We start from the raw sequence: 26,355 nt of genomic DNA, 5'->3' as shown, positions 1-26,355 counted from the left end.
CCAATCCAAACCTTTAGTCCTTTTCGTAGTTAAAAACATAATCAGTAAAAAAACCTAAAATGAAGTCTTACGCTATTGTTGATTCTACCCGGATGCCCATAATTACCGTGACCTTCACAGGTGAAAAAAGCACAGATGAAAATTTCCAAACGTATCTGGATGAGGTAGAAAAATGCTATGATGATCGAAAAACCATCGCAATTATTTTTGATGCAAGCAATGCCGTTATTCCAAAATTATCGCACCAAAAGAAGCAAGCAACCTGGCTCAGCCAGCACTGGAAATTAATGCAAAACTACTGTTTGGGTACTGCTTACGTAATCCCAAGCACTGCAATTAGAGCTGTACTGAAAATGATTTTTTCATTTCAAAATCAACCTGTACCCTACAAAATAGTATCTAATCTGGAAGAAGCAGAGTCTTGGATCGAAGAACTGAATCAAATAAGTTCCAAATAAAGAGCCCAGTTTGGTGGATCCTTATCGACTGTCAATTCGAATAATCAACAACTTCAATACGAAAGTAATTAGCTATGGGTTGAGATCTCTCCAAAACTTTTCCTTGATTTTTATCTTCAAATAAGGAAATAGTAGCATTGTCATCAAGTTTCAAAAATGCCTTATAAATCACCTTCTTAAATGTGGAGCTTTGATTAGCCCTGCCATAAAACTTTTGACTCCGTTTAACCTTCTTTATAAATATCTTTTCTGGAGACTCAATCCTTTGCCACTTTCCAAATTTAAAGAAGAACAAGAAAGAGTTGTACTCCCTAAGCTGCTCACCTCTGAAATCAATTCCTGAATATGCAGTAACGATGAATCCTCCCAGCAAAATAAAAACAATACTCGTCCAAATATTAATGGCAGTCAAGGCTATACCCGAAAATAAAAATACATACCCCAGGATTTGAAACTGGAATGGAAATAATAATCCGCTTTTTACATTTAAATAGAGTGTTGACATCTTTAAGAAACTAAAGCCTAAGTCTTCAATATACAGAATATTTCCTAGAATTATCGCCAAGTCACCGAATAAATGAATGTCAAAAAAAACCTGATATTAATCATTATTTTCGGTGGTTTTACTCAATAATACTTATCTTATGGGTAGTAAATTTGCAACTGCAAAACAACAAGAAAAATGGATAATTCATTAAAAATAGTAACTGCACAAGAGGCAGTTTCAACAGTAAAATCCGGAGACAGGGTGTTTATTCAAGGTGCGGCAATGACTCCTGTAACATTAATTGATGCCTTGGCTAATAGACACCAATCTTTGGAAAACGTAGAAGTGATGCATTTGCACACTGAAGGCCGAGCAGCTTACACGGAGGAACCATTCTATAAATCATTCAAAATTAATAGCGCATTTGTAGGTGGAAATGTCAGAAAAGCAATTCAAGCGGGAAGAGGTGATTATATTCCCATTTTCTTAAGTGAGGTGCACTGGCTTTTCAGAAGAAATATTTTACCCTTAGATGTGGCTTTTATTCAAATCTCCACACCTGATCAACATGGGTATTGTTCCTTAGGAGTGTCAGTAGACGTAACGATTCCTGCCATACAAACAGCCAAACTGGTAATTGCACAAGTTAACCCTAATGTACCAAGGACACACGGTGATGGTATTATACACGTAAGTCAAATTGATTATGCCGTTGAAGTAAATGAACCTATACATGGCCATGACATAGTTGTAGCTTCAGAAATAGAGCAAAAAATTGGCGCTCACGTTGCCGGTTTGGTGGAAGACGGAGCTACCTTGCAAATGGGTATAGGAGCGATTCCGAATGCGGCTTTACAAAATTTAGGCAATCATAAAAACCTGGGGATTCACACCGAAATGTTTTCTGATGGAATTCTGCCATTAGTGGAAAGTGGAGTGATCAATGGAAGCAAGAAAGAAGTGAAAACAGGTAAATTAGTAACCTGCTTTGCCGTGGGTTCCCAGAAACTATATGATTTCATGGATGATAACCCGCTAGTGCATATGAAGGAGGCGGCTTATACTAATGACACGGCCATCATTAGAAAAAACCCAAAAGTAACCGCAATTAATTCTGCAATAGAAATTGATTTAACAGGTCAGGTATGTGCTGACACGATTGGAAAAATGCAGTTTTCAGGGGTAGGTGGACAAATGGATTTTATAAGAGGCGCTTCTTTATCTGAAGGAGGGAAGGCTATTATTGCAATGCCGGCAGCTACCAAGAAAGGAGTGAGCAAAATTGTACCATTCTTACAGGAAGGAGCAGGTGTTACCACTACCAGGGCACACGTTCACTATGTAGTAACTGAATATGGAGTGGTGGATTTATATGGCAAGAATTTGAATCAAAGGGCAAAAGCCTTGATTTCGATTGCGCATCCTGACGCGAGGGAGGAATTGGAAAGGGCTGCTTTTGAAAGATTTAAAGCTCACTAAAGCTCTTTTTCTTTGCCCCTAAAGGGGAGATAGGGAACAGTGGAAATGATTTAAGGGCTAGTGGTTTATTTAAGAGTTAAGGAAAGAAGTATTTCGCCCTTCCAGGGCTTGGTTGAATTTTAACTTTTTTAGCGTGGGCTTCACCCCACGCTTATATATGTCATTCCTTCGGGGTTTTAATTATATGATTTGAACAGTATTTGCAGACTACTGATGAGGCTTCCAAAACTTAAGTCGAAAGGACGACATATTCTAACAAAGCGTGAAGTCCCTGTTAAAGACAAAACTATCTCCAAAGCCCTGAAAGGGCGAAATATATGGAGTATAGTTCTTTACTGAAAAATGATCTTTTTGACTTTTTCTTGACCTTGATGGCGAAATCGGAGGAAATAAATGCCAGGACTTAGACTTTCTCTTTGGATCTGGATTTCGTTGTAGCCGGCCTCTAAATCATAATTGAATATTTTCACTTGTCGGCCGTTGCTGTCTTCCATACTGATTGTCAATTGATCAGTTTCAGGGATGATCAGTGGAATGGTAAATTGATTAACCGCAGGATTAGGATAAATATCCATGACTTTAAATCCACTTTCTAGATTGGTGCACAATCGATTATTTTGACTGTTACTGTCATTGTAATCACCGGTTTTAGGAGTTGCATTAATACAAATTTTTGACAAGCCTCTTAATTGCTCATCTGTTAGTTTTAAACTTAATGAAAAGTTTCTATTGCTTTCAGGATACAGCGGAGTTTCTAAGCTTTCCGTTACCGAATAACTGCCTAAGTCAACATCCAAATCAATCCTATCCGGAACCAAGGAGCCCCTATTGCTGATGTTTAAAACAAAGGTGGTGAATTCATCATCTTTGCTTACCCTTAAATTACTTAGTGAAACATCTAGACTAGGCTCCCGGACTCTTATTTGCTCGTAATATTCATCGCTACAGCCGGCTTCGTTGGTGAGGATGAGGCCCAGTAGGTAAGTGCCGGGTTGGGTGATGGTGTAGTTGAGTTCTTGGCTGTTGGAGATGGTGTCGTTGCCTAACAACCATACGTATGATGAGCCGGTCTGACTATCGTCTGACCTTGATGATGAAGTTGGAAGTTGAGAGTTAGTAGTGGGAAGTTTGGATGACACCCCTATAATCCCCTCAAGGGGATAGTCCTGCCCGCTTGGGCTTGTGCTTAAAGTGAATGGATAGGCTCCGATGTTTTGAGTGAGCTCAAAAAAGGCTGTTGGAGCTGGGGAAATGCTGATTTCTTTGCTTACGCTTTGCACACAACCGCCTTGAGTTTCTACTTGAAGACTGAGAAGATAGTCTCCACTATTCTCAAAAACGTACTGCGGCCGGGCATCGGTGGATATCACTTCCCCATCAATACTCCAATTATATTTTTTCAAATTATTCCCATTTAAATCCGTTAAATTTTCAAACTCCACGGCTTCTCCAGCACAGGCTGTTCCCCAGGCAAAATCTGGTTCGGGCAATTCGTTGATGGTGAAGCTTTTCGTAATGGCATTGCTACAAAGATTTTCATTCTCTTGTCGGTAGGTCAGCTGATAATTGCCTGCTTTACTGAATAGATAAGCAAAATTCTCGCTTTGACTGCTCTGCAAAATTTCTCCTTGAGCATTTTGCAATTCCCAAAAATGAGCAGTGATATTAGCCGAATTTTGAGGGGTGAACAGTCGGCTTTCGTTGATACAGCTGTTTTCAAATTCGAAATCTGGTTGTGGCAATGCATTGACCATGATGGTTTGAGTGGTATCGGTAGTACAGCCATCTGAGGTGGAGACTTGCAATCGTACATTATATGAGCCGGAAGCAGGGAAAGCAAAAGTAGGATTGGCCTCGGCGGAAACATCCGTTTGGGTGCCGGAAACGCCAAAATCCCAGAAATAATCGGTGATATTGGAAACTGCAATATTCACCTGTTCGCTAAATTGAACGGGCTGGTTGGCACATGCCACTTCCGCCTCAAAAGCCACTGATGCTAAAGGTTGAATGTTGACATCCTGCGAGATGGTAAAGTCACATCCGTTGGATGTAAGGGCGGTTAATTGCACATTATAGGTACCGGCCGTATCATAAAGGTGGCTTGGGTTTGTTTGGGTGGACTGTGTGCCATCCCCAAAATCCCATTGGAAACTCTCCAAAAAGTCGCCTTGACTGGTATTTTCAAACTGTAGGATTTCACCCAGACAATTATTCGCTGTTTGGAAAGCCACTATTGGCCCCGGATTGACCGAAATGGTATCGGTTTTCTCTACTTCACAACCGGCCATATTAATGCTTTGTATTACGATATATTCTCCTGCTTCCTGATAAATATGCTCAGGATTTTCTTCCGTGCTAGTGTTACCATCACCAAACTCCCAGAAAAAAGTGGCTTCAGTAGGTAGCGTTGTCAAATTGTCAAAAACGATAGGCTTTTGTGAACAAACACTGCCTTGGGCACTGGCCTGAAAATCGGGGACAGGCTGTTCGAAGACTTGCACTGAATCAACAAAAAGGTTACTACAGCCACTGGTATCACTTACGCTTAATTTTACGGCATAGGTACCAGCAGTGGCAAAAGTATGATTAGGATTAGCCTCCGTACTTATTTCACCATCCCCAAAATCCCATTGATAGCTATTAAGCTCGGCTGTACTTTGGCTTTCAAATTCAACGGCATTTGCAATACATAAATTATCCCCTGTGGTAAAAGCGATGTCAGGTGCTTGGTTTTCTGTTACGGTAATTTCTTTGGTAATGGAGGCAGTATTACCATTGGGGTGAGTAGCGGTTAGGGTGATGGGGTAGGTGCCGGGTTGGGAGAAGAAAGGAACAGGGCTTTCTTCGAAGGAGATAGGGTGTGGACTATAGCACTCTTGATTAAATTGAATCCTCCTTATCTCACTTGTTGACCGAACCATCAAACCATTCCATGCCGATTGTTTGTCCTTAAAAAATGTAAACCCTCTGAAACTTGAATTCAATGATTCAAGATTACCGTATAGCTGAAAGTCTGGAGATTGGGTAAGATCGTCAAAATATTTGAATCTCATCAGACCATTATTTGTCGATTTTACAAAAAGACTTATACTATCGCCTTCCGTTTCAAACGATACACTAGTTGGTCCTTGAGTATCACCATTTGATAAAATAGTATTCGAATTGATGTTGACATCTATACTATTACCCTGATCTAGTAATCGAACCTGATTCAGTGAACGGTATGACACAGCTATCCACCAATTATTGTTAACTTTAATCACATCTAACCCCCAACCTTGATTTGATCCTGTAGCTAAATCTGAAGAAGTATATGTCCCATTCTCTTGTCTTTCAATGATAGTCAAATAATTCGCTCCTAAATTCGACACTAAAAGCTTTATATTGCCCTGATCATTTACAGCTTTCAAACTGTATGGATCATTCAATGAACTAAAATCTCCAAGATTACTTATTGTGGGATCATTTCGTAAGCTAGATCCAAAATCAAATTCGTGAACAAAACTAGTGTTAAAATCAATTAAATAACCGTAGTAATTTTCACCCAGCCTTACCACCGAAAAATCTATTGGTCTAGAAAAACTTGCACCAGAAAAATTGATGGCTTCAAATGATGGCGCTATCTCTGTAGATTTGGAAATACGAGATTTATAAAGGTTGCCACCTCCAGAGGCAACAAATACGTATATACTGTCTGAGTAAAAATCCTCCTGATAAATCTGTAAGTTTTCTCCTAGCGATAAGCCCGAAATAGATACATATTTTTCATCATTCGGAACGGATGAGAACTCTCCTGGACAAAAATCCCATTCGTAACTATCAGCATTTACAGAAATGTTTCCCAGTTCAAATTGTTCATCCAAACATATCTCGTCTGACAGATTGAAATCGGGGCTTGGTTTTTCGGAGAACTTTACCTCTATTGTCCTATCCGCGTAAAAAATACAAGTGCCTGCGCTTATTATTTCAAGGTTGACCGAATATACACCTTCGGCTAAAGTATATTCGGCTGTTTCGCTAGTTTGTATTTCACCATCAATCTCCCATTGGTAAGTTAAGTTTTGGGTGCTGTCAAAATCATCCCTCCAATCAATGCTCAGTTCAAACGGAAGGTTTTCAATGGCTTCCGTTGCCATAACACTGTCCACTATTTGATCAAATAGTTGGATACTTTGGACAGTAGTATTCTCACAGCCACTGGCGTTGCTTACGGTAAGTTCTACTGTATAATTCCCGGGAATATCGTAAATAGCCTGTGGGTTTTCGTCCGTGCTGCTTTCTCCGTTGCCGAAATCCCATTGAAAGCCCGTGATATTGGCACCCGTGCTCAGATTGGTGAACTGTATGGCTTCCCCTAAACAGTTTTTATCGTATTCAAAAGCTGGTTCAGGACCCTCCATAATATCCAAAGTGGATTGATAGGTGTCCACACAGCCCAGTACATTGGCCTTTAGGGTAATGGTTTTGGTACCGGATGTCTCAAAAGTAAAGTTCGGGCTCTCGGCTGTACTGCTACCTTCTCCGTTAAAACTCCACGACCACTCGATATTCGCACCAAAATCAAAGGGAATATCGTTTGCGAAATTAATAGATTCAAATGTACAGAATTCTGTGGCTGCAGTGGAAAACTCTGCTTGTGGTTCTGGAAGGATATTCAAAGTGTCATAAAATATATTGGGACAGCCAGATGTACTTTCCACTTCTAACGTAATAATATATTCTCCACCACTGCCATATTTATGAGTAGGGGAAATATCATTACTCGAATTGCCATCGCCAAAATCCCAATTGTAAATACTAATCTCATCGGAAGTGTCAAATTTGTAACTAATATTATCGGCTACGCAATAGGCGGCATCTAAAACTATCTCACCCGTTGGCGCTTCATTCGAGCTAACCACCAAGTCTTTTGTAATAGCACTATAATTGTCTTCAGAATTAAAAGCTTTCAAGTTTACATAATATGAACCTGGGTTATCGAAGGAGGAAATTGGACTTTCTTCAAAAGAAATTGGTGATTGAATCGGACAATCTTGACTAAATTCAATCTTCCTGATTTCACTCGTTGTTCTAACCATCAAACCATTCCATATTGATCGCTTATCTTTAAAAAAGGTAAAGCCTCTGAAATTTGAATTCAGTGATGTTAGATTTCCGTACAGCTGAAAGTCAGGAGATTGGGTAAGATCACGCCCAAACTTAAACCTCATCAGACCAGTGCTAGTTGATTTTACAAATAGGCTTGTACTGTCACCTTCTGTTTCAAACGAAACACTGGTTGGACCAACAGTACTAGCGTTTGAAAGGACAGTATTTGAATTGATGTTTAAGTCTATGCTAGAACCTTGATCAATTAAACGAAGCTGGTTAGATGAGCGATAGGCAACTGCTATCCACCAAGTACCATTAATTTTCTCTACGCCCAATCCCCATCCTTGGTTAGAACCAGTAACTAAATTAACAGAAGAATATATACCATCACTTTCACGTTCAACTATTGTTAAATAGTTAGTACCCAGATTTGACACTAGCAATTTTATATTGCTCTGCTCAACAACAGCTTTAATGCTATATGGATTGTTCAATGAACCAAAGTCACCGAGGTTACTGATAACAGGATCATTTTGTAAGCTTCCACCAAAACTAAATTCATATAAGAAATTGGATGTTAAATCAATCAAATAGCCGTAGTAGTTTCCTTCTAACTTTACCACTGAAAAATCTATCGGCCTTGAAAAACTCGTCCCAGCGATATTGATCGGCTGGAAGGAAGGTACTGCAGTTGTCGATTTAGTAACCTTAGCTGTATATATACTCCCGTTGCCCGAAGCTACAAAAACATATATAGTGTCCGAATAAAAATCCTCCTGATAAATCTGTAAATTCTCTCCTTGCGATATGCCTGAAATAGATGCATAATTTTCATCAGTCGGAATGGATGAAAATTCTCCAGGGCAAAAATCCCATTCGAAGCTATCTGCATTTACCGAGATGTTTTCCAGTTGAAACTGTTCCTCCAAACATACCTCTGTTGGTATATTAAAATCAGCAACTGGAGATTGCCCATAAATATCACATACCAATGTTAGCGTACAAGCGGAAATTATAAAAAATATCTCTTTCAAACTATTGCCTTATAATTTACTAAAAACATTATCCGTTACCGACTTGTATACAGATATACCTCTGTAATTAAGTCCTATTTTCCTCAAATTTATATTTCTATTACATAATGATTTGATGCTATCAATTTGCTCATTTACCTGATTCTTTGAAAACTCATTCAATACAACACCAGCTTTAAATTTTTTAGCAATTATATCGTCCTCGGAAACCCCCTTGTTAGTTATATAAGGTAAGCCGCACAAAAGATACTCCCCCACTTTTATGGGAGATCGATATTTCTGAGAAGGAAAACCTGGAATAGCACTTATGCCCATATCAGATGCATTTAAATATTCATAAACTTTCTCATATGGTACTTTTGACACATAATATTGAGTTACATTTTCGTTTACAAGCATTTCTTCAATCCAAGAACGTTCATTGGGACTTAGTATAATTATGAAAAAATCATTGATTAATCTATTTAGCTCTCCTATTACCTCAAAAATCTCTTCTTTATAGTAAATACCTCCGAATTTACCAACATATATAAATACATTGTGCTCTTTGGATAAGCCTAAACTATGGCGCACTTCTAATCGTTTATTGTGATCAATAATGAATATTTTATCATTAGCGCAACTAGGCAATTTATAAACTTCACCTGTTACACTTTCCCTTTTTAGTCTATGAAGCATAAAATCGGTACCGGTTGATATAATTTCTGCCGATTTAGCAGTCTTCCTTTCAAAATAGTTTAACAATCGGTATGAAATACTACTTTTCTTCCAAATACCAAAATCCAACATGAATTCACTGTGTGGTTCGTGCTGATATGCAAAATGCTTTAATGCCAGCACCTTCTTTAGGATATAAGCAAAGCTGCCCGCTATCGTTCCAAGCGAAATAATAACCTTAGGTTTGAATCTAAAATGAAGTTTAAGGACGAGTAGGAGAGCAATAATTCCATCATAAAGTTTCTTCAAAAGAATCAACCGACCTGAATGCCATTTTAACGGGTACCAGTAAATATTTAAACCCAAGAGTTCTTTTTTTATCCTTTCTCTTTCCGCTACACTTAATTGATAGTCGGGTTGCTCAAATGAAATAATGATAAATTTGAATCTACTATTTTTACTTTCCTTTAATAAGTGTTGAAATAAATTTCCCTTAAATAACGGGTCATTAAAACTATTATAAATAAAAACTAAGGCGGATTTCATTAAGCGATTAAATAACTTAGGGCCATCCTAAACTGCTTCTTTCTTAAATGTGCCAGTATCATTGATTTCCTATACTTAAATTTAAAGTGCAGTTTGGATACTAAATCCACTCTTCTCAAGTCACAAAGATTTTTTTCAATAAACTTGTAGCCAGTTCCTAAACCATGTAAATCTCCCATAGCCGAATTAGCACTGCTTCTATAGTACAGAATTGTATCATTTGTAAAGCTATACTGTCTATTCCTTCCGGCAATTTTCATATAAAAGTAAAGGTCTTCACAATGTGTTAATTTTTCATTAAAAAAATATTTTATCGATGGTTCTCTTCGTACCATCCATGTTAACCCAAGAAAACTTTTACCAGTTAACTTTACCAAATCCCGTAAAGGATTACCCTGAAAGGCAGGCACCCATTTATGTAAAGTTTGAGTTAGATTTTCGTTTTTTCTTAGCACAACTCCATCCACAAAACTAAGATTCTTGTTATCTTCCAACAGTCTAAATCTGCTTTCTAAACTGTTTGAAGTGAACATATCATCTGAATCTAAAAAACAAAAAACGTTCCCTTTCATATTTGCTAAGCCAAGATTTCTTGCGGAGCTCACGCCTTTATTTTGTTGTTCAAAATATCTTATTCTTTCATCGTCAAAGGAAAGAGCAATACTTTTTGAATTATCTGTACTGCCGTCATTTACTAAAATTAATTCCCAGTGATCAACAGTTTGTAGCAACACAGAACTAATTGCATCTTTTAAATATTTTTCTGAATTAAAAAATGGCAATATAATCGAGATCATACTAAAACTGTTTGTAAAAATGTTTTGCGAAATTTTCAACTTGTTTAGACCTGTGAAAGGAGGCTAACAGGTCGTGGTCTATCAATGATTCGATAACTCCCGAACTTTTAAATTCTAAAAATTTCTTACCTAAATATTCCGCTATCTCATTAGGCGATGATGTAATCAAACCTCTTTTAATTTGACCTAATACCAAGTCATTTTCAGACCCATTCTTTGGAGCCAAAATCACTGCTCTTCCGATAGAAATAAAATCGAATAATTTGACGAAAAAACTGCCATTATCTTCATTCAGATTAGGTAGTATGAAGGTACTCACTTTTTTTAAAGAAAAGTCAATTAATTCCTTCTTAGGTATATAATCATATTCTTTTATGAACTCCTTACTAATTAGACTCTTAAAAATATCAGATCCACTAAACTGGTCAACACTTTTGATGCCAATGAGGCAAATTTCAAAATTGTTTTTTGGGTTATACTGCTTTATAAATAGATTTATCCCCTCGATAATAACCTTGAGGTTCTGATATTGGTAAATTCGACCAAAATATGCTACACGAAATTTATTAGTTTTAAATTTCTTTGTTGAAATCTCTGAAATTTCGTGACCATTCCTAACTTTTATGCCTTTGACTGGAGTAAGGTTTTCTAATAATTTAAGCCATTTTTCACTAGTTGTAGAAAAATACATGCTTTTGCCAAGCCATCGCTTCCAATAATACTGTATGATTCGGTCTTGAATATCTTTTTTTAAAGTGGGTTTATACGATTTTGTTACCACTTGATTATCCCATAAATCTCTAAAATCTAATATATAAGGTATCTTAAACTTCTTATGGATTTCGTATGCTAGTTTCAAATGAAAATGAGGACTAAAAATGGCTAAAATTGCATCATACCTATTATTTTTTAAATGTTGGAAAAGAAAATTTTTGAAAACTTTATAACTATTCGAAAGATGAAGGTCAAATTCTCCTTTTAGCCAATAACTTAACGTTACAAGTGAGGAATTTGATTTTACCGTTTCATTAGGTCTTGGTAGTCTTATTATATTGTAATTACCATTGAATTCATACAGCTCTTTTTCGTTGCTTTTATGATACTTCCATTCATTTTTATACTCCTTTTCCCACCGATGAGTAACTAATGTTGGCAATACGTCATTCTCCTTCAAATAGTCACAGAAAGCTTTCGTTCTATAAGAAGCAACAACATCGAGCGGCAGCGCGTGATAGGAAATTATAAGCAGTTTTTTCAATGGAATAATTCATTTGACAATTCTTCATATTCACTTTGCAAATAGAATGTTTTGCTAAGCACTTCTTTTGTTAGCAGGTACATACTGGAATCGGCATTTGAAGTAAGGTTTTGTATGTGTAGTAATCCTTTTGTAGAAATCAAATAAAAATGATAACCCAAGTCTGCAAGCAATTTTTCGGTTTTTAAAGTAAGGTCTTTTTCTAATTCATCGTTTAACGCTGGGTTAATAGCCCTTTTGACCACATCGTTGAACAATTCAATAATAATTACTGGGTTTTCTTCTCTTAATAAGTTTAAAGAACCTTTTAATGCTTGATACTCAAACAGTTCAATATCCATTTTAATTAAATCAGGAGCTTCTTTATTTTCCAAGACGAACTCATCAAGTGATATGACCTCTACATTTATTGCTTTGGTACCAAAATCATTGAAGTCCTTTGTGTGGGCATTATAGAAAGAGGATACGTCAGAGGTATAATTTCCATTGGGCACATAAAATTCTAGCTGGCCCTTTTTTTCTCCTATTGCTTTGGAAACCAAGTTTGTGTTCTTTGAATTATTAGCTATTAAGTTTGCCTTAATTCTATTCACATTGATTGGGTTGGGTTCGAAGCAATATATCGTGGTATTTGGGTTAAATTGCTCTGCTAGTAAACTAAATACTCCAATATTAGCACCCACATCGAAAAATACTTTCGCTTTTGGAACTAGAGCTTTTAATAGGTAGATTGTCTCGTCCTCCCAATTTGCTTCGTAATATAGTTTGTTTGATAAGGCATCGTTCCCTTCGGATTTCAGTTTAAAACTGAAATTCTTTTTCTTTATTAGTACAGTACCCGATACAGGCCAGAATAACTTCAATCGCTGAGAAATTCTATAATTTGTACTCGAACTTGACTTTATTAAACCTCTGCCAACAGCATTTACAAAGGAGTAGTTCCTAAATATTCTTAGTAGTTTCTTCAATTTTTCTCAATTGATTTATGTAAGAGTTTTTGGCAGCGATTTTTACTCTGACACCAGATTTATGCTTACTATTCCATTTATCTAAATCAGCAATCACTTCCTGAAATAAAATTAAAAACTCTTCTGTATTTTTAGCCATTTTAATTAAATCTTCTTCTGCCAATGATTCGTACTCTTTTGTCCATGTAGCCAGTATCATCTTACCAGACCCCAAATATTCCATCATTTTATGAGAGTTAGATAGTTGCTCGGGATAGAGTGCGTATTTGTAGGTGATTAGCAGCAAATCACTTATCTCATAAAAGCTTCTTAAATCTTTTGCGGCTAAAACTCCAATATAATGAAAATTATGCTTAGCTATTATATCAGTTTTCTGAGCTCCCTCATCCCATGGTCCGGCAAAAATAAAATCTACTTGTGGAAATTCTTCTATAGATGTTTGAATCAATTCCCAATCGAGGTATCTGATATTCAAATTTCCTGCATAAAAAGCTTTGATACTTTGCTTGCCAGGTAAAACCAGATCTTCGTTGAACTGAGCTGCGCTTTGATTGTAACCGTGATTAATGAAGAAACTTCTACCATTAAACTGCTTTTGTTTATCCACTATAGCTTGCGAAACACCAAGACATAAATCGGCAGATTGTGCGGCTTTTTCAAATTCAAAATCTTGATTCAAATCCACCGTATGGGAGATACAAAAAGCTTTCTTCGGCAAAGCAGAAAAATCAAAAAACACTGAGTTATCAAATGACCAAACAATATCAAATTCTGTATTACATACTTTTTGAAGTTGTTCGAATTTTTTCCTGAGTAAGTAATTCCGTAAGATACGAGGAAAAAAACGCAGACCCTTTACAAAACCATTATAGTGAACTGAATAAAGATTCTCAATATTTGTTTCTTCTATTTGCAGTGATTTTGAAGGTGGATTTAAGAAAAAAACTTTATTGCCTCTTTTCGCTAAATGAGTAGCATAATGATGCTTGGAAACAAAAATATGATTCCAAGGCTCTGGAGAAATAAGAATTATATTTTTTTCTTTAATTTCCAACTATCAGATTTTGATAAGTTTTCTCCAATATTTTCATATTATGATCTCTATCAATTTTATTGAGGTATTGAACAGTTGGTTTCACATTTGTATTAACTTTCTTTAACACTTCTTCAATTAAGGAAGATAGTTCATCAGACGACCACTTCTCCAGCTGGAAAATATTAGGTTCATTAAATATATCTTTATCATATTCCAACGGTCCAAGTATTAGTCTTTTATTTAGTGCAATAGCCTCCATGCCACTTACTGGACTTCCATCGGACTTTGGAGTCATAATGATTAGCTCAGCATTTTTATATAATTCCCAAATACTTTCCTGCTTTTGCTTTTCCAAAAACAAAAAATCAATCTCTCTATCCTCCTTTAACATCTGTATTAATTGGTTCTGGTATTCGATATCTCCCGCATCTTTTCCTACAAAAACCATTTGATATTTTTGTTTCAAATCTGATGAAAGCTTTTTCGCAGCTTCAATGGCAAATTCATGATTATAAATTGGCTTTAGATATCTAGGAAAAAGAATAAAAGGTTTGCTCATGTTTTTCGGAAAAAACCCAGAGGTATCTTTTTCTAATTTAATCAAATTAACTCCTGTTCTAATTACGGAAATATTGTCTTTTCTATCTATTAATGGCCTTATCGAATCCCATTGACTTTTAGATGTAAAAGTAACCCAATCGGCATTGTTCAATGATTTTTTATATGCCCATGCAATAAGCTTATTGAATATATCATTTCTGTTAAAATGATTAGGGATTGTTTTTAAGACGTCTGTTCCTCTGCAAGTAATTATAATTGGCACACCAAGTACCCTCCTAAAAAATGCCCAAAGTGCGTTTGGTTCCGCAAATTGAATATGAAATAAGTGAATATTATTTATATCGATAACCTGCTTTATAGTAAAAACCTGCTTTATTGAAGATCCTATTCTTTTAAAAGAGAAGTAATCAATAGTGCCCCTGAACTTGATTTTAAAATTAATTTCAAATTGATCAATTAACTCTTTATTATAATGATGACGTCTACATATAAAAAAGCACTCATACCCAGACTTTTCTGTAAAGAAAGAAATCCATTTTTGATCATGAATGGAATTAGGATCAATTAAATAAAGAATATTCATTAGTTAAAAGAGGCCCATTTGTTAAAAACATAAATTAGCCACAGCCTATGCTGATGATTTTTCTTATTTGAAATGTGTTCATTAATCAATTGCTCCAAGAAGGCGTATTCAAACAATACATATTTATTTGGTGACAAAATCACATCCATAAATCCTTTAAGATCGTTGTGAATCAACCAGTTAATTATTGGAATTCCAAATCCCATTTTTTTCCTGTAGATAAAAGATCTATCAAAGTATTTACGAGCTAGATTTTTTAATATAGATTTAGGCTCGCCTTGATGATACAGTTGTGATGGTCTAAGGGTGGCTGAAAATTCTGTTAAATCTTTGTCGAGGAAAGGGCTTCTCATTTCTAGTGATGCAAACATCGATGCCCTATCTACTTTAACTAGATAATCATTTAGCAACCTTGTTTGAAACGAAGCATTCATTACTTTAAGTAATTCTGACTTTAAACTCTTACTAGTGGAATTATAAATTTTTGAATGCTCTGTATCAATACTATTGAAGCATACCGAAGAGATGAGAAGTTCACTTTGATCTTTTTGGTTAAAACCCATGTTTCTATCAAGGAACTTATGATATGGCTGATATGCTTTATTCAGTAATTCATTTAGAAGGTTAATTCGGTAGGATGGAGCTAAATCATTTAAAACATTGACTAATGGTTTTAAAACCTTCAATTCCTTCCATTTATCAAAATGGAAAGTTTTGTAGTAGTTATCATAACCGCCGAACAATTCATCCCCACCATCACCCCCTAAAACAACTTTTTCATTTTTACTAACTTCATTACAAATTAGATAAGATGGAATCATTGAACTGTCACCAAAGGGTTCTCCATATTCATAGATTATATTATCTATTATTGAACCTAAATCAGAATCTAAAATAATTTCAGTATGGTTAGTGTCAAACTTCTTAGCAACTTGACGAGCAAAACTAGACTCATCAAAATCCCGATCTTTAAAACCCACCGTATATGTGTTTATCTTGTCACAAGATAATTCTGCCATTTTAGCAACCACAAGACTTGAATCAATCCCTCCACTCAATAAAGTTGCAACTCTTACGTCAGCAACCAACCTTTTCTTTACTGCTTGTGAAAGTAGAAAATTTGTCTTTTCAACAATATCTTTGAATGATAAATTGCAACTGTTACTGTATTTCAATTCCCAATACTTCTCTTGCTTTATGACATATCTAGATTCATTATAAGATACCTCAAGGTAAGTGGCTGGTGGTAGTTTTTTTACTTCTTTCCATATTGAATTGTAACTAGGAGTTGAGAGTTCAGATAAAAAATAATTAAATGCATAAAAGTCTATTGATAAATTGTCCCTAACTAATTCTTTTATTGATCTAATATCTGAACCAAAAATAAACGTGCTATTGTAATTATAGAAGTACATTGGTTTTTTCCCAAATCGATCTCTAGAAATAAATAGTCTATCTTTTGTGAAGTCATATAATCCAAAAGCAAACATACCATCTATTTTTTCTAAAGTTTTCTGTATTCCCCACTGTTCATAGGCATTAATAATTACCTCCGTATCTGAATTAGTTCTAAATTTACAACCCTCTACAATTAATTCTTTTTGGAGCTGACGATAATTATATATTTCTCCATTGTAAGTTATTATGGTATTTTTAGAATTGCTATAAAAAGGCTGATTTGACTTTTCATTTAAATCAATAATCGTTAGGCGGTTATGCACAAATGCTACAAATTGATCATTAAATTGTATTAATTCTCTTGACCCGTTATCTGGTCCTCGAAATTTTAAAAATGATTGAGCCTTACTTAATTTCTTTTCAATATTATCCTTATCTAATTTATTGCCTGTTAAATAACCTATAATCCCACACATATCTATAATACCTTCTGATATGACTTGAAAGTTTTTGAAGCAATTGAATCCCAAGAAAGATGTGTTTTTGCAAATTTATATGCATTCTGCCCATAAGAGTCAATTAAACTAGTGTCTCTTAAAAAAAGACTCATTCTTTCAGATAAAGCAATAACATTCGCGTCTTTTAATAGAAACCCTGTCTGATTATTTAGCACTACTTCGCTTAACGCTCCAACATCAGTGGCAATAACAGGCTTACCAAAAGCATATGCTAGAGGAATGACACCGCTTTGAGTTGCTTCAAGGTAAGGTAACACTAAAAATGATGAGTTTTCGATAAAATACGCAGTTTCGCTCAAGCTAACGTATCTATTCTCAATGAACAGGCTTTCTCGAAGTCTTTCAGGAATTTTGTAATTATCTAATGATTCCCCCCTTCCCACGATGTAAAACATGGTGTTTGGAAATTGTTCAAGAACAATAGCTGCTGCATCTATAAAATATTGCAATCCTTTGTACTTCCATATCCTTCCAAAAAATAATATATAATTCTTGTGCTTTGTAACAAACTGACCGTCTTTAAACTTTTTATAGATTTCAAAGTGACCATGGGGAATATTTACAATTTTATTTTGTTCTACGTCATAGTTTTTGATTAATTCCATTATCAAGGATTTGCCGTGAACAATGAATTTATGTGTGAAATATTTTGATATGTTTTTTACAAATTCATCATTAATTTGTTCAGAAGCTTTATCCCCAATGTGTTTAGCTGGATCATGTATTGTATTGACAATTTTTGTTTTCCAAGGCTTAAAAAGCGCTACCCAATGAAAAAGGCGGTGACCATTTGCCTGTATATGTAAAATTTCAGGTTTAATCAGCCAAAGGGTTTTTAAAATAAAAAAGAGCATTTTGAAATTATCTCTTGAACTCTTATGAAGTACTAACTTATACTGTACCAACCTGATTTGAGGATCTAATAGACTAGCATGAATACACTTGAACCTATGGTTATTTGGCATCATGAGCATTACATTTGCATGCTTAGAAAGCCCATTCGCTAATTCTACCATGTATTCAGGCCATTGAGTGGAAAAAAGCACTACTTTCATACCGTAATAAATTCTCCTACACCAATTGGGTGTCCTGAATTTCGTCTGATAAAATACCTTGGCGGTTCGTAATGGTTTTCAGCTGTGAATGGTGCTTCAAATAATTCAATTGATAAATCCTCTCTAATAAAAAATGCATTACAACCCGCAAAATCACATCCTACTAACTTGTATCCCTTCTTTTGCCCTAACTTCTCTAGGGCTAATAATGATGCGCCAAAGTAGCTATTCTGCTTCCATGAATGATTTTCATTATATTTCATTGCTAGGGAGACATTGGCTGGAAATGTTGCATTATACTCTATACAAATCACTCGTGGATTATAACTAGAAATACTTTCCCAAACCCAAAAATCATTTCCATCGATATCAATTGATAAAAAATCTAATTCCTTTGGAACCGCTGCTTCCTGAAAAATTGATTCAATATTATCTCTAGTTATCCATCTTTTTGCAAGAGTTAAAGCTTTACTCTCTATAAATTCTTTAAAATTTTTGTTGATAACTGCAAAGCCTTGATCAGTTCCAATAATCCAATGTCCTGTCCATCCCTTTAAGAGTAAATATGTACTGTTATTTTTAACCCCGTGAGCTCCAAACTCAACAAACGTTTTATTTTCCACGCCTATTCTTCTGAAAATCTCCTCAATTATTCCATCCTCGCCATTTTGTGTATATACGCATTTATGATAATGGCTAATCCTTTTGGAATCTGAGTATCTCTTATTCTCAAAAAGATTCCTTTTTAAATATTCATCAATTTGAATGTCTTCAATAAGTTCTTCAATCCGAGTTATTTTCTCTTCAATTGTATTGATTTTATAGGTTCCCAGTAAGGATGAGATTTTTCGATTAATAAAGTTAATAAGTTTTCTCATGATTAGCGTACAGCAACTATAAACCCTATTTCCTTTGAATCAGTTGTGCAATGGACTTTAAAATTATTATGAATTAGTTTTTCAATTAATAGTTGAGGTTTATTTCGATGCCATTCAATCATGAATGCCACAATCTTTTCTGAAATATTTTGATCACCAAAACTTTTAAAAATATCAAATTCAGCTCCCTCACAATCAAGTTTAATTACAAACAGTTGATTACGATTAGAAGATACTAAAGCGTTTATTTCATCACTCGCTTTTACCAGCTCTATCGTAGCACAATCAAGACTTTCAGACTGTAAATTAGTTACATTACTGGTGGTATTTTTCCCTTTCAAATTATTAGAATAATTAACCTTAATTACCTTACTATCTAGTCCGAGACCAATATTTTTCCGTTCAATCTTTTCTTCGATCTCTTTATTTAATTCGAAATTTTCCTGTGCATCTTTAAAAGTAGTTTTAAAGGGCTCATAGCTATAAACCTTTTGAACATCATCCCTATTTGCAAAGTATAAGCTAGTAAAGCCTACATTCATTCCAACATCGATTATATTGAAAGTAGAACCAAGATTAATATTATATATTTGTTTATAAAAGACTTCTTTTATAATAAACAGCTCCTCAGAAGTTTTAATAAATAATTTTAGGTTATTGAATTTAAAAACTAGTTGATTACCAATTAATTGAAAAGAACCATTAGATTGGCTAAGAAGAAAGACTAAATCATCATATCTTTCCAAAAGGAATAAATATTCTATAGGAAAAATAAACTCCGCCTCTTTCAGTTTAAAACTGTTTTCCCTAAATTCTATTAATCTATCATTGCGATTTATCTCAGCTACCAAACGTTCATGATCAGTAATTGCAAAATGATATTTTATCTTTTGCTTTTGTCTGTAAATAAAATTTGAAATACTCATTAAATTTCAACTATATGGTCAGCGTATATAAATGTTTGAGACTTCGGTATAATTTTCCCAGTTCCAAAAAAGTCACCTTCTTCAATAGTAAAGGCATATCCTTGGTGAATGTAATCAACTACTTGTCCGTTAACGGTACAATAAAAAGTAAGATAATAAGTACCTGCACCAAATGGAAATTTAGTAATCTTTAGTTTTATACTTTCAAAATCGGTTTGTAATTCAGCATTTACCGCATCAGAACTAAACCAAGCTATTCTTTGATCCTGTTCATTGTCTATCGCAAAGTCTATCCGGAAAGAGCCATGTAGAGGATTAACTTTTTTATTGAAAAATACTTCAAAGATCAATTCAGAACCAGTTCTACCTATTCGTATCGGGTTTAATTTATGATCCAACAATTTAATCTCACTAACCTTGAATCGACCATCTCCTTTTCGTAGGTCTAAATTAATCAATTCTCCTGTGTTGGATTGAGTTCTATTATAACTTATATATTCATGAATTACGGAGTTCACCTCTTCTTCAAGAACTAAATTTCCTTTTCTCAGCAAAATGCCACGACTACAAAGTTGTGATACCGCTGCCAAATTATGACTTACAAAAAGCACCGTCCTTCCTTCATTCTTACTTACCTGATCCATTTTGCCCAGACATTTCTTTTGGAATTCGGCATCCCCTACGGCTAGTACTTCATCTACAATTAAGATTTCGGGTTCCAAATGGGCGGCCACCGAAAAAGCCAAGCGTACTTTCATACCTGAGCTGTAGTGCTTAACGGGCGTATCTAAGAATTTTTCCACTCCGCTAAAATCGACTATCTCATCAAATTTTTGTTTGATTTCTGCTCTTTTCATGCCCAATATGGTGCCATTGAGATAAATGTTTTCCCTACCTGAAAGTTCTGCATGAAAACCGGTGCCGACCTCTAGCAAAGAAGATACACGCCCATTAATTTCAAAGCGGCCTGTACTGGGGTCGGTAATACGGCTGAGTATTTTCAAGAGGGTGCTTTTACCTGCTCCGTTTCTACCGATAATGCCTACTGCCTCGCCATGCTTTATTTCAAAGTCGATGTCTTTTAGTGCCCAAAAGACTTCTTTCTCGCTGGCATCGGGCTTGAAGATGTTTTTCAGCTTATTCCCAATAGCGTGGCGGAAGTCTCCCTCCTTTTTATGGCCGATAATGTAGTTTTTCCCTAAACCCTGTACGCTGATGGCGGTGTCCGTCATATAAATATTCTAGTTAAAGTACAGCTAGATTACCTTACTCTAATTCTAATTAAACAATCTTAATTGAGAATCCCGACTACTTCGTCTCGGGATCTCCGCTTCGCTCCGATTACGGCTCCGCCCTTTCAGTCCCAGTTACGGAACCTAGCATCTACCTGTATGCTTTTTATTGTAGGCACATTAGAAAACATGCGCCTGCATTCTTTTTATTTCTTCTCAGGTACCCTTAAATTCCCCTCACGGGAGATAGGAGCACGTATTTAGCGCTTAGACGGTGCTAACCGTAAAACCGCCATCAAAAATGGTATTTCCCACTTTTTTCTTCCTCTTCTTTTCCAACTTTTTTCACTTTGGCCTTGCTTACCTCTGCTTTTAAGCTTAGGCCTAGACTTTCAATATATACAATTACTTTGTCTTTTTGAGCGATAATTATTTTACCTTGTTGTCCTTTCATACCTCCGTGCTGTATTTGCACTTTATCACCTTTTTCAAGGGGCTCCACACTTACTTCCTCATATTCTCCCAACAAATTTTGTATGGCTTCAATTTCCTTGGGGCGAATTTTTGCATCTGCACCCAAATGACGTACGAAGTTCACCACACCTGGAGTTTGCAATATCCGCAATCGCTCATGATCATCTTGAAACTTTACAAATACATAGGAAGGGAAAACAGCAACTTTTACTTTCTTTTTTCTATCTGACCACTGTCGTAATACCGTTTGGACTGGGCAATAGACTTCTATATGCTGATCGGCAAGCCTATCTGCAACCTTCTTCTCCGTTCTGGATTTCGTGTAAATAGCAAACCAATGTTCCATAAATTATAATATATTATCCAAAATTAATGCTTCTCACAGTTTATAAAAAGGATTTTAACTGATTTCGATGAAGAATGTGAGTTGGAAGTCAGAAGAGCGAAGTTGGGAGATGGATGTTGGAAGTGGGAAGTTAGGCAGAAGAAGTCTAGATTCTAGGCTCTAGCTTCTACACTATATCCGCCATTACTTTCTCTACTCTTTTGAAATACAGAAGTCCAGTGATGAAAAGGAGAATAACTATGCTAAAAGAGAAGTAAGCAAAAATACTGGGTGGGTCACCGCCTAGCAAACTCCATCTAAAACCTTCTACCACACCTGCCATAGGATTTGCATAATAGACAAAGGAGGCCCAATCAGGAATTCTGTTAAACACATCTTTAGCTTGATAACCTACGGGAGTCGCATATAATCCAAACTGTACTAAAAAGGGGACTACGTGCTGAAAATCACGGTATCGAATAGTCAAAGCGCTTAGCCAAATTCCGACTGCCAGTGCTGAAATAATGGTTAAGGCAATAAAGATGGGCAGATAAACAATATTAGCTGATGGAATAAACCCATAATAGATCATTAAAATCACCACAAATAGTAAAGCTATGGCAAAATCTACAAATCCCACTAATGCTTTTGATAATGGAATTACCAAACGAGGAAAATAGATTTTCTTCACCATCTCCTGGGCACCAATAATAGAATTACCCGATTGATTCAATACGAAAGAAAAATAGGACCAGGAAGCCATTCCGCATACAGCAAAGAGCGGGTAAGGAATTCCACCAGTATCAACTTGCGCTACTCTTCCAAAAACTACCGTAAAGATCACAAGAGTGGCTAATGGCTGAATAAATGCCCAGGCTAAACCTAAAAATGTTTGAGCATATCGAACTCTCAAATCTCGGTAGGCCAAAATGTAAAACAAATCTCGGTAAGCCCATAATTCCTTCAAATTAATGTGCCATTTCGGTTTGGAAGCGTCAACAACTAGTTTTTCCATGCTACTTGAGAATGATATACAGCGTTTTAAATTAATTTACAAATATAGGGGAAAGAGTTAGAAGTTTAGAGTTAGAAGATTGTCAATCGAAAATCACCCTAAAAATTTGAAATAGCTAAAATAAAAAGCTTGAATAAAATTCTACTCTTCCCGATATTCCAACAGATCGCCAGGTTGACAATCCAAAGCTTTACAAATAGCTTCTAAAGTGGAAAATCTGATCGCTTTAGCTTTGCCCGTTTTTAAAATTGATAAATTAGCAACTGTTACCCCAATGATTTCAGCCAATTCTTTCGATTGCATTTTTCTTCTGGCCAACATGACATCTACATTTACGACTATAGGCATGATTTAAACAGTTAATTCATTTTCTTCTAATAACCTTTCTCCTTCTTTAAAAACCTGGGTTAAAATAATTGCCGCAAAAGCAAAAAATACGTAGCTAAACTCTATTTTGAGTCCAATTTTACCAGGGCTAAGAGCAATGAACTGAATGATAACTAATAGTAAAGCTAAGCTGCTTATTCTACTAAATGCTTTTACGTTATCTTTTGCAAAAGTTCTGATACTCTTTATATTAATCATAATGTCCTTTCCATATCCCAATATCAGAAACCAGACAATTAGTATGGCCAGATTTTGGATAATCACAAAGAAAGATACCCAAAAACTACCCTCTCTTAAATTATAAACAATGTGGCCCGAACCTGTACCAGATAAAGATACTGATTTTAAGAATTCTGAAAGAACGATAGTGTCGTTTACAAATGAACCGATAAACATTACGATGATTAAACCTGCTAATAAGGCAATAACAACCCTTGCCACCTGCATCAATGCTGCACTAATAGATAAGATAAGATTACTTTTCATAGTTCTACTTTTATTTATTATTGGCAAAACTAAACAAATTTATTGTTAAACAATAATTATTTATCGTAAATATTTAATTCTATCTTGAATTCTACTTCAATATTCTCATTGACTTGCACCATTCCGAAGAACTTTTCAGGTGCTTCTAGTCCAAAATCTGTGATGCAAAGCTGCATTATTGCACTAGAAGTAATTGCATTATTATGAAGGCTATTTTCTACTTTTACTTTATAATTCTGTTTTTCTCCGGCCATCTCAATCATAATATGAGCCATATTGTGATCTGTGATTTTAGTCATTTTAAAAATGATGTAGGGATAATTCTCGTATTCTAATAAATCATGGAAATCATCCGTCATTTGGGAATTGGGGCATTTAAAATTGAGGACTTTTAGGAAAAGTGCCTCATGTTGAATTTCTATCTCATTTCCTTTTTGGTAAATAGCTACTTCAAATTCATTTTCAGGTAGGTTAGCACGGTAGCTACAATTAAAACTATTAACATTTGTGGTTCCATGGATTTCCACATATGAGGTTTGGGTATTGATTTTCACCAGTTTCTTGCTGTTCTGTCCAAAAACAGGAGAAAGCCCAATCAGAGAAAGAAGTAGAATATGTAGAAATGAAAATTTCATTTAGCTTTTTAATCCAAGGGTAAATTACGTTTTGTTTAATTTAAAAAAAAGCGATGAAGCATTGCTCCACCGCCTTTCCCTAAACAAGATGCTTCAAATTAGAAACTAATTGCTGCTTCAATCATCACACCCTTGAATTCTGCTCCAGCAAATCTTCCTGCCCAAGCATCTCCATTATATTGTTGGTTAACATACTCTACTTTGGTCATGATGTTGTCAGTTAAGAACCAACCACCACCGAAGTTTAATCGGCTAATATTCATGTCTTCTGGAGCAGCTTCTGCCATTTTACCATTTACTGTATTGTAACGTCCACCAATGTAATATCTTTCATTAGCACCAAATCTGTATAGCGCTTCACCTGCAATTTGAGTCATCGCACCGTCACCTTCATTTAATCCGCTAGCTACTTCATAGATACCGAAGAACTCAAAACCACCTGCTTTAATGAATGGGTTGATTTGCACAGCAGATATTTTAGTAAATCTTGCGTTAAATCTGCCATCAAAATTACCACCTTGAGAAGCAACGCCTAAGTCTTCATTACCAACAGTGTGCAATACCTGGTAATATCTAGATCCAGCTCTATCTCCACCGTATAACCAGGTTCCAGTGCTTGTTCCTGTATTAACATACCAGCTACCAGTTAAACGAGCTCTGAAATCATCACTGATTTGTTTATCAAATCCCAATTTAGTGTAGAAAGAAGGTTTATTATCATTACCAGAAGTCACACTTTGGTTTAATTTACCGTTAGTAACACCAACCACTGCAAGTAGTCCATTATTTTGGATAGTTACTTCACCAAAAGCTTCAGTAGAAAACGCATCCATTATGTAATTACCTACAAAAGGGTTATAAATAGCTCTTGCGTTATCAGTTCTTCTAAAGTGAGCATCACCGTAATTAAACTCATCTAAACCAATGGTAACAGTAGTATATTTCATAATACCTTCCATAAATCCTTCTTTGATGAAGTCTAATTTATCAATTTGCAAGTGACCACCTTTTACCCAAGCTTCAGCATGGTTACGAGCAGACAAATAAGTACGTAAGTGTAATCTTACCCCATCATACATCTGAACATCAAGGTTTAAGTTAGCGGTTGGTAAGTTAAAATTATTACCTAGCTCTTTTAACTCTAAACCAGAACCAGCTGCAGCATCATTACTTTGGCTTAATCCTTGAAATTGCATGGCAAAATCACCACCAACTCTAACTTTAACACCTTCATATTCTACTGTATCAGCTTTTGAAGGTTCAAACACATTCAAACCTGGTTGACCAACTGGTCTGAAAAACTGCAAGTTTCTGCCATCCTGTGCGAAAAGCACTTGCGCAAATCCCATTAATAGGGCAATCATTGTGAATCTTAAAAACGTTTTCATGGTTTTCTTTATTTAAATTGTTGTTTTAATTTATTTATATTGTGTATTAAATTTAATTGTTACTTCATCTCCAGTTTTGATGGTTCCAAACACCGCAGTAGGAGGGTCTATTTCAAAAACAGACATTTTAAAGGTGATATCTCCGCTAAATGTGATGCCATTAGTTGCATCAGCCGTTACATTCATATTCACTATTTTGCTTACACCACCTATTGTTAATACTCCTTTGGTTGACATTGTTGTAGTAGTACCATTTACTTTAACATTGTCCATAGATCGAAATTCATATTTAATCACTGGGTGATCATCTGATTTCAAAGCCTCATAAGTGTTATCATCCATTGCAGATTTTCCACTCTTCAAACTTTCAACAGGAACATTAAAGCTTAAACTATTGATGCTTTGTAAAGCATTGTTTTCAATAGTAACATTTGCCTTACCATCAAATTGCTCTGCTTCAATTGTCCAATCATGAACAGTTGAGGTTCCATCAACGGTTAGTTTTGTGTTGCTTTCGTTTACTGTAAGCTGTTGTGCGTACACCATCGGTGCGAAAAACAGCATCAATATGATCATTAAATTTCTCATAGCTTTTGACTTTTAATTATGATGTAAAGGTGGTCGGTAAATGCTAGCGAAACCATGATCTACGTCATAGAAAAATATGATTAATTGCCCTGAGA

Annotated in this window: 22 protein-coding genes; 2 read left to right on the top strand and 20 right to left on the bottom strand. The window is 35.5% G+C overall.

Annotated elements, in window-relative coordinates; translation table 11 throughout:
• Nucleotides 1–59 precede the first annotated feature (59 nt).
• Complete coding sequence (locus AAC601_RS13915; RefSeq protein WP_340153607.1) at nt 60–458, top strand: STAS/SEC14 domain-containing protein; 399 nt, start codon at nt 60–62, stop codon at nt 456–458.
• Nucleotides 459–489: 31 nt separating this feature from the next.
• Here the strand turns inward: AAC601_RS13915 and AAC601_RS13910 are convergent, their stop codons facing one another.
• Complete coding sequence (locus AAC601_RS13910; protein ID WP_340153606.1) at nt 490–1,023, bottom strand: hypothetical protein; 534 nt, start codon at nt 1,021–1,023, stop codon at nt 490–492.
• Nucleotides 1,024–1,140: 117 nt separating this feature from the next.
• On the opposite strand from AAC601_RS13910, the gene AAC601_RS13905 reads away from it, so the two are divergent.
• Nucleotides 1,141–2,424: an acetyl-CoA hydrolase/transferase C-terminal domain-containing protein gene (locus AAC601_RS13905; RefSeq protein ID WP_303271438.1), complete on the top strand. Its 1,284-nt coding sequence runs from the start codon at nt 1,141–1,143 to the stop codon at nt 2,422–2,424.
• A 332-nt stretch (nt 2,425–2,756) separates the two neighbouring features.
• On the opposite strand, the gene AAC601_RS13900 is transcribed toward AAC601_RS13905, so the two are convergent.
• The 19 genes from AAC601_RS13900 to AAC601_RS13810 form a co-directional block, all read right to left on the bottom strand.
• Complete coding sequence (locus tag AAC601_RS13900; protein WP_340153605.1) at nt 2,757–8,549, bottom strand: PKD domain-containing protein; 5,793 nt, start codon at nt 8,547–8,549, stop codon at nt 2,757–2,759.
• Between the two features lie 9 nt (nt 8,550–8,558).
• Nucleotides 8,559–9,752 (bottom strand): glycosyltransferase, encoded by a 1,194-nt coding sequence (locus tag AAC601_RS13895; RefSeq protein WP_340153604.1) that lies wholly within the window; start codon nt 9,750–9,752, stop codon nt 8,559–8,561.
• On the bottom strand, nt 9,752–10,549 hold the full coding sequence (locus AAC601_RS13890; RefSeq protein WP_340153603.1) for a glycosyltransferase family 2 protein: 798 nt from the start codon (nt 10,547–10,549) through the stop codon (nt 9,752–9,754). The genes AAC601_RS13895 and AAC601_RS13890 overlap by 1 nt, the downstream gene beginning before the upstream one ends.
• A gap of 1 nt (nt 10,550) precedes the next feature.
• Nucleotides 10,551–11,807: a hypothetical protein gene (locus AAC601_RS13885; protein WP_340153602.1), complete on the bottom strand. Its 1,257-nt coding sequence runs from the start codon at nt 11,805–11,807 to the stop codon at nt 10,551–10,553.
• The gene (locus tag AAC601_RS13880) at nt 11,804–12,775 is read right to left on the bottom strand and encodes an FkbM family methyltransferase (protein ID WP_340153601.1); all 972 of its coding nucleotides are present in this window, start codon (nt 12,773–12,775) and stop codon (nt 11,804–11,806) included. The genes AAC601_RS13885 and AAC601_RS13880 overlap by 4 nt, the downstream gene beginning before the upstream one ends.
• On the bottom strand, nt 12,750–13,829 hold the full coding sequence (locus AAC601_RS13875; protein ID WP_340153600.1) for a hypothetical protein: 1,080 nt from the start codon (nt 13,827–13,829) through the stop codon (nt 12,750–12,752). The genes AAC601_RS13880 and AAC601_RS13875 overlap by 26 nt, the downstream gene beginning before the upstream one ends.
• Nucleotides 13,819–14,955 (bottom strand): glycosyltransferase, encoded by a 1,137-nt coding sequence (locus AAC601_RS13870; RefSeq protein ID WP_340153599.1) that lies wholly within the window; start codon nt 14,953–14,955, stop codon nt 13,819–13,821. Before AAC601_RS13870 ends, AAC601_RS13875 begins: the two co-directional genes overlap by 11 nt.
• A complete protein-coding gene (gene asnB / locus AAC601_RS13865; RefSeq protein WP_340153598.1) occupies nt 14,955–16,883 on the bottom strand; it encodes an asparagine synthase (glutamine-hydrolyzing) in 1,929 nt (642 codons plus the stop codon). Before asnB ends, AAC601_RS13870 begins: the two co-directional genes overlap by 1 nt.
• Nucleotides 16,832–17,926 (bottom strand): glycosyltransferase family 4 protein, encoded by a 1,095-nt coding sequence (locus AAC601_RS13860; protein ID WP_340153597.1) that lies wholly within the window; start codon nt 17,924–17,926, stop codon nt 16,832–16,834. Before AAC601_RS13860 ends, asnB begins: the two co-directional genes overlap by 52 nt.
• The gene (locus tag AAC601_RS13855) at nt 17,923–18,804 is read right to left on the bottom strand and encodes a hypothetical protein (RefSeq protein WP_340153596.1); all 882 of its coding nucleotides are present in this window, start codon (nt 18,802–18,804) and stop codon (nt 17,923–17,925) included. The genes AAC601_RS13860 and AAC601_RS13855 overlap by 4 nt, the downstream gene beginning before the upstream one ends.
• Nucleotides 18,805–18,806: 2 nt before the next feature.
• A complete protein-coding gene (locus AAC601_RS13850; protein WP_340153595.1) occupies nt 18,807–19,730 on the bottom strand; it encodes an FkbM family methyltransferase in 924 nt (307 codons plus the stop codon).
• Nucleotides 19,730–20,962, bottom strand: coding sequence for an ABC transporter ATP-binding protein (locus AAC601_RS13845; protein WP_340153594.1), 1,233 nt, complete (start codon nt 20,960–20,962; stop codon nt 19,730–19,732). Before AAC601_RS13845 ends, AAC601_RS13850 begins: the two co-directional genes overlap by 1 nt.
• A gap of 295 nt (nt 20,963–21,257) precedes the next feature.
• A complete protein-coding gene (locus tag AAC601_RS13840; RefSeq protein ID WP_340153593.1) occupies nt 21,258–21,782 on the bottom strand; it encodes a UpxY family transcription antiterminator in 525 nt (174 codons plus the stop codon).
• 166 nt (nt 21,783–21,948) lie between these two features.
• Complete coding sequence (locus AAC601_RS13835) at nt 21,949–22,776, bottom strand: ABC transporter permease (protein WP_303271423.1); 828 nt, start codon at nt 22,774–22,776, stop codon at nt 21,949–21,951.
• A 141-nt stretch (nt 22,777–22,917) separates the two neighbouring features.
• On the bottom strand, nt 22,918–23,124 hold the full coding sequence (locus AAC601_RS13830; protein ID WP_303271422.1) for a helix-turn-helix transcriptional regulator: 207 nt from the start codon (nt 23,122–23,124) through the stop codon (nt 22,918–22,920).
• Nucleotides 23,125–23,127: 3 nt separating this feature from the next.
• Nucleotides 23,128–23,649, bottom strand: a complete 522-nt coding sequence (locus AAC601_RS13825; RefSeq protein WP_340153592.1) for a hypothetical protein — start codon at nt 23,647–23,649, stop codon at nt 23,128–23,130.
• Between the two features lie 56 nt (nt 23,650–23,705).
• Nucleotides 23,706–24,284, bottom strand: coding sequence for a YceI family protein (locus tag AAC601_RS13820; protein ID WP_340153591.1), 579 nt, complete (start codon nt 24,282–24,284; stop codon nt 23,706–23,708).
• Nucleotides 24,285–24,382: 98 nt separating this feature from the next.
• Nucleotides 24,383–25,672 carry a hypothetical protein gene (locus AAC601_RS13815; RefSeq protein ID WP_340153590.1) on the bottom strand — a complete coding sequence of 430 codons (1,290 nt, stop codon included), beginning with the start codon at nt 25,670–25,672 and terminating at the stop codon, nt 24,383–24,385.
• A gap of 30 nt (nt 25,673–25,702) precedes the next feature.
• The gene (locus AAC601_RS13810) at nt 25,703–26,260 is read right to left on the bottom strand and encodes a YceI family protein (RefSeq protein WP_340153589.1); all 558 of its coding nucleotides are present in this window, start codon (nt 26,258–26,260) and stop codon (nt 25,703–25,705) included.
• Nucleotides 26,261–26,355 lie beyond the last annotated feature (95 nt).

Origin of the sequence: uncultured Marivirga sp. (assembly GCF_963974845.1) — a bacterium.
In the GTDB taxonomy this organism is placed as follows: domain Bacteria; phylum Bacteroidota; class Bacteroidia; order Cytophagales; family Cyclobacteriaceae; genus Marivirga; species Marivirga harenae.
This window is presented reverse-complemented; position numbering and strand designations above follow the sequence as displayed.